The 14,218-nt window shown below is 71.0% G+C and carries 17 protein-coding genes; 8 read left to right on the plus strand and 9 right to left on the minus strand.

All coding sequences use genetic code 11. The features are described from left to right. Positions 1-26: 26 nt before the first annotated feature. On the minus strand, positions 27-1,136 hold the full coding sequence (locus IF655_RS01890; RefSeq protein WP_199581625.1) for an NAD(P)/FAD-dependent oxidoreductase: 1,110 nt from the start codon (positions 1,134-1,136) through the stop codon (positions 27-29). Between the two features lie 70 nt (positions 1,137-1,206). On the opposite strand from IF655_RS01890, the gene IF655_RS01895 reads away from it, so the two are divergent. Both IF655_RS01895 and IF655_RS01900 read left to right on the plus strand, forming a co-directional pair. After that, positions 1,207-1,887, plus strand: a complete 681-nt coding sequence (locus IF655_RS01895) for a TetR/AcrR family transcriptional regulator (RefSeq protein WP_199581626.1) — start codon at positions 1,207-1,209, stop codon at positions 1,885-1,887. Between the two features lie 69 nt (positions 1,888-1,956). After that, positions 1,957-3,345, plus strand: a complete 1,389-nt coding sequence (locus IF655_RS01900; protein ID WP_199581627.1) for a serine hydrolase — start codon at positions 1,957-1,959, stop codon at positions 3,343-3,345. Between the two features lie 102 nt (positions 3,346-3,447). Here IF655_RS01900 and IF655_RS01905 read toward each other — a convergent pair whose 3' ends face one another. Then, complete coding sequence (locus tag IF655_RS01905) at positions 3,448-3,900, minus strand: GNAT family N-acetyltransferase (protein WP_199581628.1); 453 nt, start codon at positions 3,898-3,900, stop codon at positions 3,448-3,450. A gap of 11 nt (positions 3,901-3,911) precedes the next feature. Beyond that, positions 3,912-4,370, minus strand: coding sequence for a MarR family winged helix-turn-helix transcriptional regulator (locus tag IF655_RS01910; protein ID WP_199581629.1), 459 nt, complete (start codon positions 4,368-4,370; stop codon positions 3,912-3,914). A 144-nt stretch (positions 4,371-4,514) separates the two neighbouring features. Between IF655_RS01910 and IF655_RS01915 the strand changes: the two genes are divergently transcribed. Together IF655_RS01915 and IF655_RS01920 are read left to right on the plus strand one after the other, a co-directional pair. Then, on the plus strand, positions 4,515-5,723 hold the full coding sequence (locus IF655_RS01915) for an MFS transporter (RefSeq protein ID WP_199581630.1): 1,209 nt from the start codon (positions 4,515-4,517) through the stop codon (positions 5,721-5,723). A gap of 103 nt (positions 5,724-5,826) precedes the next feature. Next, the gene (locus IF655_RS01920) at positions 5,827-6,249 is read left to right on the plus strand and encodes a heme-binding protein (protein ID WP_199581631.1); all 423 of its coding nucleotides are present in this window, start codon (positions 5,827-5,829) and stop codon (positions 6,247-6,249) included. Positions 6,250-6,320: 71 nt separating this feature from the next. Here the strand turns inward: IF655_RS01920 and IF655_RS01925 are convergent, their stop codons facing one another. After that, entirely contained in the window at positions 6,321-7,187 is an 867-nt protein-coding gene (locus IF655_RS01925; RefSeq protein WP_199581632.1) for a GNAT family N-acetyltransferase, read from the minus strand. A 287-nt stretch (positions 7,188-7,474) separates the two neighbouring features. Here IF655_RS01925 and IF655_RS01930 point away from each other — a divergent pair, with 287 nt between their 5' ends. After that, positions 7,475-8,674: a globin domain-containing protein gene (locus tag IF655_RS01930; RefSeq protein WP_199581633.1), complete on the plus strand. Its 1,200-nt coding sequence runs from the start codon at positions 7,475-7,477 to the stop codon at positions 8,672-8,674. Between the two features lie 11 nt (positions 8,675-8,685). Here the strand turns inward: IF655_RS01930 and IF655_RS01935 are convergent, their stop codons facing one another. The 5 genes from IF655_RS01935 to IF655_RS01955 all read right to left on the minus strand — a co-directional run bounded on the left by IF655_RS01935 (position 8,686) and on the right by IF655_RS01955 (position 12,377). Next, positions 8,686-9,168, minus strand: a complete 483-nt coding sequence (locus IF655_RS01935) for an NUDIX domain-containing protein (RefSeq protein WP_199581634.1) — start codon at positions 9,166-9,168, stop codon at positions 8,686-8,688. Positions 9,169-9,256: 88 nt separating this feature from the next. Next, positions 9,257-10,159: a LysR family transcriptional regulator gene (locus tag IF655_RS01940; protein WP_199581635.1), complete on the minus strand. Its 903-nt coding sequence runs from the start codon at positions 10,157-10,159 to the stop codon at positions 9,257-9,259. Between the two features lie 196 nt (positions 10,160-10,355). Then, the gene (locus IF655_RS01945) at positions 10,356-11,504 is read right to left on the minus strand and encodes a cystathionine gamma-lyase (RefSeq protein WP_199581636.1); all 1,149 of its coding nucleotides are present in this window, start codon (positions 11,502-11,504) and stop codon (positions 10,356-10,358) included. Next, positions 11,501-11,992, minus strand: a complete 492-nt coding sequence (locus IF655_RS01950) for a low molecular weight protein-tyrosine-phosphatase (RefSeq protein ID WP_199581637.1) — start codon at positions 11,990-11,992, stop codon at positions 11,501-11,503. Before IF655_RS01950 ends, IF655_RS01945 begins: the two co-directional genes overlap by 4 nt. Before the next feature lie 7 nt (positions 11,993-11,999). Then, on the minus strand, positions 12,000-12,377 hold the full coding sequence (locus IF655_RS01955; RefSeq protein WP_199581638.1) for a phage holin family protein: 378 nt from the start codon (positions 12,375-12,377) through the stop codon (positions 12,000-12,002). A 58-nt stretch (positions 12,378-12,435) separates the two neighbouring features. Here IF655_RS01955 and IF655_RS01960 point away from each other — a divergent pair, with 58 nt between their 5' ends. The 3 genes from IF655_RS01960 (at position 12,436) to IF655_RS01970 (ending at position 14,154) form a co-directional block, all read left to right on the plus strand. After that, the gene (locus IF655_RS01960) at positions 12,436-12,753 is read left to right on the plus strand and encodes a cupin domain-containing protein (protein ID WP_199581639.1); all 318 of its coding nucleotides are present in this window, start codon (positions 12,436-12,438) and stop codon (positions 12,751-12,753) included. Positions 12,754-12,883: 130 nt separating this feature from the next. Next, a complete protein-coding gene (locus IF655_RS01965; protein WP_199581640.1) occupies positions 12,884-13,096 on the plus strand; it encodes a DUF5326 family protein in 213 nt (70 codons plus the stop codon). Positions 13,097-13,296: 200 nt separating this feature from the next. Beyond that, on the plus strand, positions 13,297-14,154 hold the full coding sequence (locus tag IF655_RS01970; RefSeq protein ID WP_199581641.1) for a helix-turn-helix domain-containing protein: 858 nt from the start codon (positions 13,297-13,299) through the stop codon (positions 14,152-14,154). Positions 14,155-14,218: the final 64 nt, after the last annotated feature.

The raw sequence follows: 14,218 nt of genomic DNA on the forward strand, positions 1-14,218 counted from the left end.
CGACCGACGCCGCACACCGAGTGTTCTCAGTCGGGCTGGAAGAACGCGAGCATCTTGCGGGCCGCGTCGGGCGCCGTCAGGAGTGCCTGGACGCGCGCGGACTGCCGGGCGGCGGCGCCGGTGCGTGCGAACATCTCGCGTTCGTACTCCGCGACAGCGGTGGGGAAGTCGTCCGGGTGCGCGGCCAGCGCGAGGCCGAGCACGGCGCCGTCCAGCAGTGCCATGTTGGCGCCCTCGCCCGCCGGGGGCATCAGGTGCGCGGCATCGCCGACCAGCGTGACGTCCGATGCCGACGGCCAGGTCAGACCGACCGGAAGCGTGGTGATCGACCGCGGCACGACCGAGTCGTCGCAGGCCGCGATCAGCGCGGTGAACCGTGCATCCCAGCCGGAGAGCAGCTCGATCAGCCGCGCCTTGGCGGCGGCCGGGTCGTCGAACGGGATCCCCGCGGTGGCGAACCAGTCCTCGGGGGTGTTGTAGAAGCTGAGCCCGATGCGGACGCGGCCGTCGCCGTTGCGCTGCGCCGCCAGGCACATGCCGTCGCCGAACACCCAGTAGTTGCCGCGCCCGACCATCGCCGCGAGGTCGGGGTGCGTGCGGTCGATGTCGGGGATGCCGATCTCGACGACGTTCTGGCCGATGTGCTCCGGGCGGGCATCGGTGAGCAGCGGGCGGACCCTAGATCGCGCGCCGTCCGCGCCGACCAGCAGGTCGTACGGCGCGCTGCCGCCGTCCGCGAAGCGCAGCAGGCCGTTGTCAGCGGAGGTGAACGCGTGTCCCCAGCGCACCGTGCCCTCGGGGAGGGAGTCCAGCAGCAGGTCGCGCAGATCGGCACGGTCGACCTCGGGGCGCGCGAGCGGGGCGTCGTCGGGAGTGTCCTCCTGGTGCAGCAGGGTGCCGTCCGCCTCCAGGAGACGCATGTCCTGGCCTTCACTGCGGGCGATCGCGTGGAACCGGTCGATCAGACCGGCCTCGCGAAGGGCCCGCTGACCGGAGTGGATGTCGAGCATGCCGCCCTGCCCGCGCGCTTCGCGTGACGGCTCACGCTCGTACACGACGGAGTCCATGCCGTGCACGTGCAGCACGCGGGCGAGAGCCAGCCCGCCCATTCCGGCTCCGACGATAGCGATGGTCATGAGCGCCTCCCCTTCGATACATCGTATTGATCGATACACTGTATCGCTCGGCGCTGGGTACTGTGGGCGCATGTTGGTGTGGGAGAGGCCGGAGCCTGCGAATCGACCCGTTCCGGCCCCGCTGAACCGGGAGCGGATCGTGCGGGCGGCCGTGCAGTTGGCCGACGCCGACGGTCTGGAGGCGGTGTCGCTGCGCAAGGTCGCCGCCGTGCTGGGCGTCGGTCCGATGCGGCTGTACGGCTACATCGACAGCAAGGAAGAGCTGCTCGACCTGATGGTCGACGCGATGTACGCCGAGATCCGGCCCGTCGGAGACGGCTGGCGGGAGATGCTCCGGTCCCTTGCCGAGACCACCAGGCAGGCCGCGCACGAGCACGAGTGGCTCGCCGATCTGCTCGGCGGACGGCCGCAGCTCGGGCCGCACGCGCTGGCCAACGGGGAGACCGTGGTGGCCGCGCTGGGCGACCTCGGTGTGGACGCCGTCATGCCGGTGGTCGCCGCGGTCAACGCGTATGTGATCGGCGCGGTGCGCCGGGAGATCGCCGAGCGGCGTGCCGAGCGGGCCAGCGGGATGGACGAGAGGCGCTGGCAGGCCGAGCTGGGTCCCTATCTGACGCGGACCTTCGCCACCGGCCGCTTCCCCGCCCTGTCCACGGTGGTGCGCGACGCCGACCACCTGGACGCCGACCACACCTTCCGGCTCGGCCTCGACTTCCTGCTCGACGGCATCGAAGCCCGCGTCGCCAAGTGACGCGCGGCCCCAAGGCAGGACCGAAACAATGGATTCGACGTGCCGCCCTCCAGCGGATGGACTGGGCGCATGACGACATCTCATGAAGAGCTGCTGCCGGGGACACGGCGGGCACTGCTGCACCGGATCGCCGTCGCGCAGGCCGAGGGCCGGGCGCCGTCGCTGGTCGCCGCGGTGGTGCGGGGCGGCCGGGTCGTGTGGCAGGGGGCGCGGTCCTCGGTGGACGGGCATGCCCCGGACGGGGAGGTGCAGTACCGGATCGGCTCCATCACCAAGACGTTCACCGCCGTGCTGGTGATGCGGCTGCGGGACGAGGGGCTGCTGGACCTCGGGGATCCGCTGGAGAAGCATCTGCCGGGCACCGGTGCCGGTGAGGCGACCATCGCCGAACTGCTGGCCCACACCGCGGGCTTGGCGGCCGAGTCGCCCGGTCCCTGGTGGGAGCGGACCCCCGGCTCGCTGCGTCCCGAGCTGAGCGATGTGCTCGGCGAGCACCCCCTGCTGCACCCGGTGGGACGGCGCTTCCACTACTCCAACCCCGGCTACACCCTGCTCGGCGCGCTGGTGGAGGAGGTGCGCGGCGCCCCCTGGGAGCAGGTGCTGCGCGAGGAGATCCTCAAGCCGCTCGGCCTCCACCGCACGAGCACCCAGCCCCAGGCGCCGCACGCGGGCGGTTGGGCGGTGCATCCCTGGGCGGACGTCATGCTGCCCGAGCCGCTGGAGGACCTCGGCCGGATGGCGCCGGCCGGGCAACTCTGGTCGACCACCGGTGACCTCGCCCGGTTCGCCGTCTTCCTGGCCGAGGGGGACGACCGGGTGCTGAGCGCCGAGTCGGTCCGGGAGATGCGGACACCCGCCGCGCCCGCCGAATCCACGGACGTGGCGGACGGGGCCGCCTACGGCCTCGGGATGCAGATCCAGCACCGTGGCGGCAGGCTCCTCGTCGGCCACTCCGGCTCGCTCCCGGGCTTCGTGGCGAACCTCGTCATCAGCGTGGAGGACGACGTGGCGGCGGTCGTGCTGGCCAACGCCACCAGCGGCCCGCTGGTCGGTGCGGTGGGCGCCGATCTCGTCCGCATCGTCGCCGAGGCGGAACCGCGCATCCCGGAGCCGTGGCGGCCGTTGCCCGAAGTAGATCAGGACGTCCTTGAGTTGGCGGGGCAGTGGTACTGGGGGACACACGCCTTCGGGCTGCGGGTGTCCGCCGACGGGCTCCTGCTCGGCCCGCTCTCGGGGACCGGTCGTCGTGCGCGGTTCCGGTCGAACGGCGATGGCACCTGGACCGGTCTGGAGGGCTACTACGCCGGTGAGTTGCTGCGTGCCGTACGGCGTCCGGACGGGACGCTGAGCCACCTCGACGTCGGCTCCTTCGTCTTCACCCGGCAGCCGTACGACCCGGAGGCATCGGTGCCGGGCGGCGTGGACGAGGGCGGCTGGCGGGGGAGTAAGCAGGCTTAAGCACGGCGGCAGTTGAGAGGATTCGGCCCTGTTTCACGTGAAACAGGGCCCAATCGCTGTACGCGGGCTCTGCTGTGCGTGGGCTCTGCTGTGCGCGGTCGCTCAGAGGTTCAGCTTGAAGCCCTCGTGTGAAGCCGTGAACCCGAGGCGCTCGTAGAAGCGGTGTGCGTCGGTGCGGGTCTTGTCGGAGGTCAACTGCACCAGCGTGCAGTCGAGTTCCCGCGATCGCTCGACGGCCCAACGGATGAGTGCGCTGCCCAGTCCGCTGCCGCGCTGATCCGCGTGGACGCGGACGGCCTCGATGAGCGCGCGGGTAGCGCCCTTGCGGGAAAGCCCGGGGATGATCGTGAGGTGCAGGGTGCCGATCACGCGTCCCTCCAGGGCGGCGACGACCAGGTGCTGGTTCGGGTCGGCGGCCAGGCGCTCGAACGCGGCGACGTAGGGCGCCAGGTCGTCGGGTGATTCCCGCTGGGCACCGAGGGGGTCGTCGGCCAGCATGGCGACGATCGCGGGAATGTCGTCCGGTCGGGCCCGCCGTATGTCCGTCTGTTCCATGATCCCTGACCCTAGGCGGGTACGTGCAGGGACTCCACTGCCTTGACTAGGGGCGCCAGCTCGGGCTTCAGGGCGGCGGCGTCCAATGCCTCGCGGAGGGCGGCGTCATTGGTGGGGCGCGCCTGCTCCAGCAGGGCCAGACCCGCTTCGGTGACGTTCGTGTAGATGCCCCGGCGGTCGGTCGGGCACAGATAGCGCTCCAGCAGGCCCCGGTCCTCCAGGCGGGTCACCAGGCGCGTGGTGGCGCTCTGGCTGAGCACGACCGCGTCGGCCACCTGCTTCATCTGGAGATGGCCGCCCTCGCCGTCGTGCTGGCGGCTGAGCACGTCGAGCAGGGAGTACTCGCGCACGCTCAGCTCGTGCCGCGCCTGGAGGGCGCGCTCGATGTGCGCCTCGATCCTCCCGTGCAGCAGCGACAGCGCGCACCAGCTCTGGGAGAGGGCGGTGAGCGCGGGGTCCGTCGCAGTCATGGGCGTTCTCCTCCGTCCTGGGCGGCCGGGTTCCAGGGTAGAGCATCACTCGCAATATCCAGCGATTGCATTTAACCCGCGTCTGCAACTATTGTCGAAGCGCGCAAAGCGCTCCTGCAATCGTCTGGGAAGGTGTACCCCCTCATGCCTCTCGCGCTTTTGGCCCTCGCGATCGGGGCCTTCGGAATCGGGACGACCGAGTTCGTGATCATGGGCTTGCTGCCCCAGGTCGCGGGCGACTTCGGGGTCTCCATCCCCACGGCGGGCCTGCTCGTGACCGGCTACGCCCTGGGCGTGGTGATCGGCGCCCCGCTGATGACCGTGCTCGGAACCAAGGTCTCGCGCAAGCGGATGCTGATGATCCTCATGGGTCTGTTCATCGCCGGGAACCTGCTCTCCGCCGTGGCCCCGGTGTTCGGGCTCATGCTCGCCGGGCGCGTGGTCGCGTCGCTCGCCCACGGTGCCTTCTTCGGCATCGGCTCGGTCGTCGCCGCCGACCTGGTGGCCCCGGACAAGAAGGCCGGTGCCATCTCGATGATGTTCACCGGTCTCACGGTCGCGAACGTGGTCGGGGTGCCGCTGGGCACGCTCGTCGGGCAGCACGCCGGCTGGCGGGTGACCTTCGGCATCGTGGCCGCGCTGGGCGTGGTCGGTCTCGCCGGTGTCGCCAGGCTCGTGCCCGAGATGCCGCGCCCCGAGGGCGTACATCTGCGCCATGAGCTGGCCGCCTTCAAGAACGCCCAGGTCCTGCTCGCCATGGCGATGACCGTCCTCGGCTTCGGCGGGGTCTTCGCCGCCGTCACCTACATCGCCCCGATGATGACCCACGTCGCCGGTTTCGCCGACGGCTCGGTGACCTGGCTGCTGGTCCTGTTCGGGCTCGGCATGGTCGGCGGCAACCTGGTCGGCGGCAAGTTCGCCGACCGCGCCCTGATGCCGATGCTGTACATCTCCCTGGGCGCCCTGGCCGTCGTCCTCGCGCTGTTCACCGTGACCGCGCACAACAAGATCGCGGCAGCCGTGACCATCGCCCTGATCGGCGCCCTCGGCTTCGCGACCGTCCCGCCCCTGCAGAAGCGCGTGCTCGACCAGGCCCACGGCGCCCCGACCCTGGCCTCGGCTGTGAACATCGGCGCCTTCAACCTGGGCAACGCCCTCTCCGCCTGGCTCGGCGGCATGGTCATCGCGGCCGGCTTCGGCTACACCGCCCCGAACTGGGTGGGCGCCGCCCTCGCGGCCGCCGCGCTGGTCCTCGCCTTCCTGTCGGCCGCCCTGGAGCGCCGCGACGGCACGACCGGCACCCCGGCCGCTCCCGACGCGGCTGTCGCGCAGCGGGCGGCCGTCCACCACTGAGCCGCCCCTTCCAGACCCCCCGACCGCCGTCGGCACCGGAGACATCGCACCTGACCCGGACCGCACGGCAGCACCTCAGAAAGATCCAAGGAGAACTCCCACCATGAGCACCACCACCATCACCCCGCTCACCACCGAGGACGCCGAGCTGCTCATCGCGACGGCGCGACGCGCCGCCGAGGACGCCGGCGTCACGGTCAGCGTCACCGTGCTGGACGCGGGCGGCCACCTGCTCGCCTTCCGCCGGGACGACCGGGCGGTGCTGATCTCCGGCGAGACCAGCACCCGCAAGGCGTACACGGCGCTTCAGTTGAACGCCGCTACCGCCGACCTGGTGGAGGCCGTGCAGCCCGGCGCGCCGTTCCACACGCTGCCCACCGCGCTCGACCGCCCCCTGCTGTTCATCGCCGGTGGTGTCCCGGTCCACCGCGACGGTCGGCTCATCGGCGCCATCGGTGTCGGCGGCGGCGCCCCCGACCAGGACCACGGCTTCGCGACCGAAGCCGTGCGGGCGCTCGACGCCTGACGGAGCCGTCATGACGTGACGCGGGCGGGCCCCCTGCTGCATCCAGCAGGGGGCCCGCCCGCGTGGTGCGATCAGCCCGCCGCCACCGTCAGCGGGGCGAACCGCCGAGTCCAGTCCCCCGGCAGATCAGGAGTTCCACAGGTCATGACGGCGTTGACCGCCACCGGCGCCAGACCCCGCTCCTTGAGCCAGATGCGCAGTTCGTCGTGGCGCATGTCGATGTCGGTGCGCAACGGGCGCTCGGTGTGCGCCGCGAGCGAGGTGACGAGCGCCTTCGCCGTCTCCGTGTCGCGGGCGATCAGCGGCCCCACCACGTGGGTGTCCATGTTGGGCCAGGCGGCGGCGTAGCCCGTGATCCGCCCCGACTCCTCCACCACCCGCAGTTGATCGGCGAACGCGGGCAGACGGGCGAGGAGCGGGGTGCGGTCGATGCCGAAGACCTCCGCGTCGAGGCGGAGGATCGCGGGAAGGTCCTCCGCGGTCGCGGCGCGGGTCGGTGTCCGCTCCGGCGCCCCGGACGGGACGAAGTCGCCCATGAGCATGTCGGTTCGGCCCACGACCTTGAAGCCCAGCTCCTCGTAGAGCGGCCGTCCCATGGGGGTGGCGTGCAGGGTCAGCGGTGTGGTGCCCGCCGCCGACATGATGTGCCGCAGCAGGCGTCGCCCCACGCCCCGGCGGGCATGGCGCTCGGCCACCAGGACCATCCCGAGGGCACCGAGGTCCGGATGCCCTTCGGGGCCGTACTCGGTGATGACACAGGCGGCGACGAGGCCGCCCTCGGGGTCGTCGATGCCGTATCCCTGCCCGGCGGTGAGGAGCAGTCCCCACTTGTGTTGCTCGCGCTGCCACCCCCGGTTCTCGGAGAGATCGGCGCAGGCGGTCAGATCGCGCAAGGTCAGTCGGCGAATGGGCAGAGTGGCGAGAGAAGACGTCGGCACGCGCGCCAGGCTGTCGGATCGGGGGCGCGGCGTCCACCGGTTTAGGCAAAGCCTGATGCGGCCCTCATGCGTCCGGGCGACCGAGCCGCATGGCTGTTTCACGTGAAACACGGTCTGTTGGGCGGTACTGGATCAAATCCCCCGCTCTGTCCGCCACTTGAGGAACGAACAGCCTAACCGGACGAAGGCTCCGAAGAACCGCTTTTTCGGGTACACCGCTGCGGTCCCCGAACCCGGTGGAAGGCTGCGGAACGAAAGTCGTCGGATGTTCGAGGCGAGGGCACACCATGGACGCTCCGGCCGCCATGTCGGGGGAGAACGGGACACCGGGCGAAGGGCAGGGGAGCCGCCCGGTGGAATCCGTCGCGGAGGCATCCCCGGACGCACTCCTCGTCCGCCGCACGCTGGCCGAGATCGCGCCCGTCGCCGACAAGGTCACCTCGTACTTCTACGCGCTTCTCTTCGTTCGCCACCCCGAGTTGCGCTCACTCTTCCCGCCCGCGATGGACACCCAGCGGGACCGGCTGCTGCGGGCGCTCCTCACCGCCGCCGAGCACATCGACAACACGCCCGTTCTCGTCGACTATCTGCGCAACCTGGGCCGCGGACACCGCAAGTACGGCACGCTGGACGCCCACTACCCCGCCGTGGGCACCTGCCTCATCGGCGCCCTGAGCACGTACGCCGTCCACACCTGGACCCCGCAGACCGAGGCGGCCTGGTCCCGCGTCTACGCCACCCTCTCCCAGGTGATGATCTCCGCCGCTGCGGAGGACGCGCTCGACGCCCCGCCCTGGTGGGGAGCCGAGATCGTCGCGCACGACCTGAGAACCCCGGACATCGCCGTCCTCACCCTGCGCCCCGACCAGCCGTACCCCTTCCGTGCGGGGCAGTACACGAGCGTGGAGACGCCCTGGTGGCCCCGCGTCTGGCGGCACTACTCCTTCGCCTCCGCGCCGCGCGCCGACGGGCTGCTGACCTTCCATGTGCGGGCGGTCCCGGCGGGCTGGGTGTCCAACGCGCTGGTGCATCGCGCCCGCCCCGGGGACGCCGTACGCCTCGGGCCGCCGGTCGGGTCGATGACCGTCGACCACACCGGCGACGGCGGGCTGCTCTGTCTGGGCGGCGGCACCGGCATCGCGCCCATCAAGGCACTCATCGAGGAGATCGCCGGACACGGCGCCCGCCGCCCGGTCGAGGTGTTCTACGGCGCCCGCGCTGACCACGACCTGTACGACATGGACACGCTGCTGAGGCTCCGGGCGAGTCATCCGTGGATCTCGGTGCGGTCCGTCATCGACTGGCAGGACCGCCGACGGCTGCCCGACGTCATCCGGGCGGGCGGACCCTGGCACGGGTACGACGCCTACCTCGCGGGGCCGCCCGGCATGATCCGCAGCGGAGTCGCAGCCCTGCGCGCCCTCGGTGTCCCGGACGTCCGCATACGGCACGACCCGGTGGAGGACATGGTCGGAGCCGCTACCTGAGCGGCTAGCCGCTAGCCGAGATCGGGCGCGTGCATGGCGCGGACGCCCTCGATGTTGCCGTCGAGATAGTGGCGCAGGGACAGCGGGACCAGGTGGACGGAGGCGATGCCCACCCGGGTGAACGGGATGCGGACGATCTCGTACTCACCGGCAGGCTCGTCGACTTCGGGGCCATGACGCAGTGAGGTGTCCATGGATTCGAGGCGGCAGACGAAGAAGTGCTGCACCTTCACTCCGGTCGCGCCGCCGTCCTCACCGATGTGTTCCACGGTGTCCACGAAGCAGGGGACCACGTCGGTGACCTTGGCGCCGAGTTCCTCGTACACCTCGCGGTGCAGGGCGTCCACGACGGTCGGGTCGGCGGGCTCGACCCCGCCGCCCGGGGTGACCCAGTACGGATCGACTCCCGGCTTGGTGCGCTTGATCAGGATCAGGTCGTCACCGTCCAGGAGAACGGCTCGGGCGGTGCGCTTGACCACGGGTCGGACGGTCATGGGAGAAATGTGGCCCGGGTTGTTCCACGTGAAACATCGCGAGGAGCCACGACCGAGGCACGGGGTGTGACCCCTGTCGCACGCGGGCTCAACACCAGCGCGTGGCCGCCCGCTGAAGCCACTCGTGCGCCCGCGCCACATGCGGCAGGGCGAGCGATCCGGTGCGCACCACCAGGAAGTAGGTGCGCAGTGGCGGGACCAGCGGATCGTGCAGCAGGACGATCTCCTCGCGCTCCAGCGCCGGTCCGCACAGATAGCGGGGCAGCACGGCCAGCCCGGCTCCGGCGCTCGCGCAGGCCAGCACCGCCCGCAGATCGGGGACGATCACCGTGCCCGCGACGGCCGGACACGCGTCGAAGACGGAGGCCCAGTAGCGCGAGACGAAGGGCAGCGACTCGTGCACCTCCACGACCGGCAGGTTCTCCAGAGCAGGCGCACCGCCGTCGAGCGGCAGCGCTCCGATCCGCTCCGCCCAGCGCGGTGAAGCGACCAGCACATGCTCCTCGTCGCACAACGAGCTCGCGGTCAGCAGGGCGCCGCGCGGCCGGGCCGTGCTGATGGCCAGGTCGTGATGGCCCGCGGCCAGGCCCTCCAGCGTGTCCTCGGCCGTGCCGAAGGAGGCGCGGAGCGCGAAGCCCTGCCCGTCGCGGGCCGCGAGTTCGGTGAGGGCGGGCAGCGCGCGCTCGGCGGTGAACTCCGGAGGTCCGGCCAGATGCAGGGTCCGCAGCGCGGACTCCTCGTCCAGACCGCTCTCGGCGATCTCCACCAGGGCATCGAGGTGCGGTGCCGCCTTGTGCGCGAGTTCGTCGCCGATGGTCGTGGGCGTCACCCCGCGCGCCTGCCGCAGGAAGAGCGGCCGCCCGAGCTGGCGTTCCAGCGTGCGGATCTGCGAGGTCACGGCGGGCTGGGACAGACCCAGGAGTGCGGCGGCACGGGTGAAGGAACCGGCCCGGTGCACGGTGACGAAGGTACGCAGCAAGGCCAGATCCATGGCGGGTCCTTCCCTTCCCTGCCGTCTCCGGCCCCCGGGCAGGACCCAACTATAAATAAGTCGATAGGTCTCTGTCGTTACCGTGATTGGACACTGACGCAGAGTCAACTAGCCTTGTCCGCACGGTTCTTCGCGCCCGGAACCGACGCGGTCCGAGCCACGAGGGGGGAGGCTCGGACCGCGACCACATCCGGTCCTACTCCGCGGACTCGTCCAGCGCGCGCAGCACGTCCGCCACCAGGTCCTCGGGATCCTCGGCGCCGACGGACATCCGGACGAAGCCCTCCGGGACCGCGTCCCCGCCCCAGCGCCCGCGCCGCTCGGCGGTGGAGCGCACCCCGCCGAAGCTCGTCGCGTCCTCGACCAGACGGAGCGCGCCGAGGAAACGCTCGGCACGCTCGCGCGTGGGCAGCGTGAAGGAGACCACGCAGCCGTAGCGGCGCATCTGCCGGGAGGCGATCGGGTACGCCGGGTCGTCCGGCAGACCCGGATAGCGCAGCCCCGCGACGTCCGGATGCTTGCGCAGCGCCTCGGCCAGCAGGAGCGCGGTGGCGTTCTGGCGGTCGGCGCGCAGCGCCAGCGTGGCGATCGAGCGGTGCGCGAGCCACGCCTCCATGGGACCGGCGATCGCACCGACGATCTTGCGCCAGCGGCGCACGGCGGCCATCGCCTCGCCGTCCCGCCCGCTCACGTAGCCCAGCAGGACGTCCCCGTGACCGGTGAGCTGCTTGGTGCCACTGGCCACCGAGAAGTCGGCGCCCAGCTCCAGCGGACGCTGCCCGACCGGCGTGGCGAGGGTGTTGTCGACGGCCACCAGGGCGCCGCGCTCGTGGGCCGCGGCCACGAGCCGCCGGATGTCGCAGACGTCGAGACCCGGGTTGGACGGCGACTCGATCCACAGCAGCCGCGCGCCGTCCAGCACCTCCAGTTGGGCGTCCCCGCCGGTGGGCGCGGTGCGCACCTCGATGCCGTACGCCTCCAGTTGACCGCGGACCAGGGGGAACACCTGGTAGCCGTCGGAGGGCAGCACGACCACGTCGCCGGAGCGCAACTGGGAGAAGAGCACCGCGGAGATCGCGGCCATGCCGGAGGCGAAGACGAGAGTCTCCACGCCGTCCTGTCCGGGCGCCTCCAGCTCGCCGATGGCGCGCTCGAGATGCGTCCAGGTCGGATTGTCGTCACGGCCGTACGTGTACGGTCCCGTGACCTCGCCCGGCAGATGGAAGTGCGCGGCGAACACCGGTCCGGGCAGGGTGGGTTCGTGCTTGACCGGCTCGGGCAGTCCGGCCCGTACCGCGCGGGTGCCGTCGCCGGTGCGGTCCGGGTGTGCGGTGGCGTCGCTCATGCGGGGCGTTCCTCCAGGTGTGCGCGTACGGCGGCGAGCAGTCCGTCGCTCGCCCGTTCCACCATCTCAAGGCACTCCTCGAAGCCGTCGCGGCCCCCGTAGTACGGGTCGGGCACGTCGAGGTCGTCGCCCGCGGCCGGGTCGTAGGAGCGCAGCAGGCGCACCTTGCGCGCGTCCGCCTCCGTCGGCGCGAGGCGGCGCAGGGCCTTGAGATGGCCGGTGTCGAGGGCGATCACGAGGTCGAGCCGGGCGAACCACGAGGGCTCGAACCGCCGGGCGGTGTGCACGGTGCCGTAGCCGTGCTCGTCGAGGACCGACACGGCGCGCGGGTCGGCGTCGTCGCCCTCGTGCCAGCCGCCGGTGCCGGCACTGTCCACCTCGATCAGATTCTCGAGCCCGGCCTCCGCGACCCGCGCGCGGAGGACCGACGCGGCCATCGGGGAGCGGCAGATGTTGCCGGTGCACACGAAACAGACGCGGTAGGTCATGGCGTGCTCAGTCCTCGTCGGGCAGGACGAGGTTCAGGGCCCAGGAGACGACGGAGATGATCAGACCGCCGAGCACGGCCGTCCAGAAGCCGTCCACGTGGAAGCTCAGGTCGAGCTTCCCGCACACCCATGACGTGAGCAGCAGCATCAGCGCGTTGACGATCAGGGTGATCAGACCGAGCGTCAGGATGAACAGCGGGAAGGTGAGGACCTTGACGATCGGCTTCACCAGGAAGTTGACCAGGCCGAAGATCAGCGCGACCACGATCAGGGTGCCGATCTTCTTGCCCGTGTTGTCACCGGTGAGGGTGATCTTGTCGAGCAGCCACACGGCGACCGCGAGGGCGGCCGCGTTGGCGAGCGTCTTGACTACGAAATTCTTCATGTGTCTGATCGTGGCAGACGGGTCGGTGGTGAGCAGTGGGGCGAGGACGGGGGCAGTGATGAAGGCGTTCCGGCTGGACGACCTGGAGGCGGAGCGCGCCGCGAACGACGGCGCCTACCTCCAGTTCCTGCGTGAGCGGAACATGTCCGTGGGGCTGTACGGCCTGGACGCGGGCGCCCACGACCCGCAGAAGCCGCACGGCCAGGACGAGGTGTACTTCGTCGTCAGCGGACGGGCGTCGATCACGGTGGGCCTGGAGACCACCGAGGTCGCGCGGGGCAGCGTGATCTACGTACCGGCCGGTGTGGCCCACAAGTTCCACCACATCAGCGAGGATCTGAGAGTTCTGGTGGTGTTCTCTCCCCCTGAGGCGTGAGGGTCCGTCTAGGGGTTCCCTAGGGGATGGTTCAGGGGAGGACAAGGGGTGCGCGGCGCCCGCGGGAGCCCCTCGCGGCCCTAGCATCGAGGGCAGGACATCGATTACTGCTGACGCAAAGGACGAGGGCATGCGAGAGATCTTCGCGGGGCTGCCGTGGTGGGTGAAGTGGGTCGCGGTGCCGGTCATCGCGCTGGTCGTCTTCGGCGGCCTGATAGCGACCGTCGTGGGATTCCTGATCGGTCTGCTGTTCAAGGTCCTGCTCTTCGTCGCCCTGGTCGGCGGACTGATCTACATCGTGCGGAAGTTCATGGCCGGCTCCTCGTCGCGCAGCGACTGGTGACGGACGCGGGAGCCGGTGGGCGGTAACACGGATCACCGGTTCCCTCGGGGGAGGGAAGTTTCCCGGCGTACCGTCCACGCGCGGTGGTGGACGGTTAAAGTCCGGAAATCTCGTGGGGCCCGTCCCCCACGGGCGGCACGCCTCCTCGCCCGTGCCCACCGAGCACGGGCCGCCCATCCTCGCGCTTCGGGAGCCACCCCTTGGCCACGGTCGACACCGCCCCGGCAGGACCCCACGCACCGCCCGCATCGCCCCGGTCCTGCGCTCCCCCGATGCAGCGGCCCAGCGGCCCGGCCACCCGGGACAAGCACTCCACGACCCTCATCGGGTCCGTCCAGCGCGCGATGCGGCTGCTGGAGACCCTCGCGGCGCACGAGTACGGCGCCCCGGCCAAGCAGCTCGCCCGCGAGACCGGCATCGCCCTGCCCACGGCGTACCACCTGCTGCGCACCCTGGTGTACGAGGGCTATCTGCGCCGGGAGAAGGGGCTGTTCTTCCTCGGGGAGGCGGCCGACAGGCTGAGCGCGAGCGCGGCACAGCAGAAACGTCGCAGCACGATCGCGGGCACGCTCGCGCAATGGCGCGATTCCATCGGTGTGCCGGTGTACTACGCGATGTACCGGGACGGCGAGGTCGAGGTGCAGTGCGTCGCCGAGTCGCGCGAGGCACCGGCGGTCGAGGAGTGGGCCGACTTCCGCGAGACGGCGCACGCGCACGCCATCGGACAGTGCCTGCTCTCGCAGGTGGACGAAGAGACCCGGCGGGACCATCTGGCCCGGTACCCGGTGCGGTCGATCACGCCGTACACCGTGCGGGACAACGGCGCCCTGCTGCGGAGGCTGGCCCGGGTCGGGCGCATGGAACCGGTGGTGGAGCGTCAGGAATACGCCCTGGGGGCGGTTTGCGCGGCGATTCCCCTCACGATGGGCACCACGGCGGCTACGATCGCGATCTCACTGCCCGCCCACCAGGCCGACCGGCTGATGCCCGCGACACAGCGGCTGCAGGCCGAGATCGGCCGTCATCTCGGGGCGTTCGCGCTTTCTATCAGCATCTGAAAACTCACTCCTTGTGATCTGTTGTGTACTTTCAGCTAGATTTGGGCATGGTCCGGGGATTAAT

The organism is Streptomyces sp. DSM 110735, assembly GCF_016482685.1.
Taxonomy (GTDB): domain Bacteria; phylum Actinomycetota; class Actinomycetes; order Streptomycetales; family Streptomycetaceae; genus Streptomyces.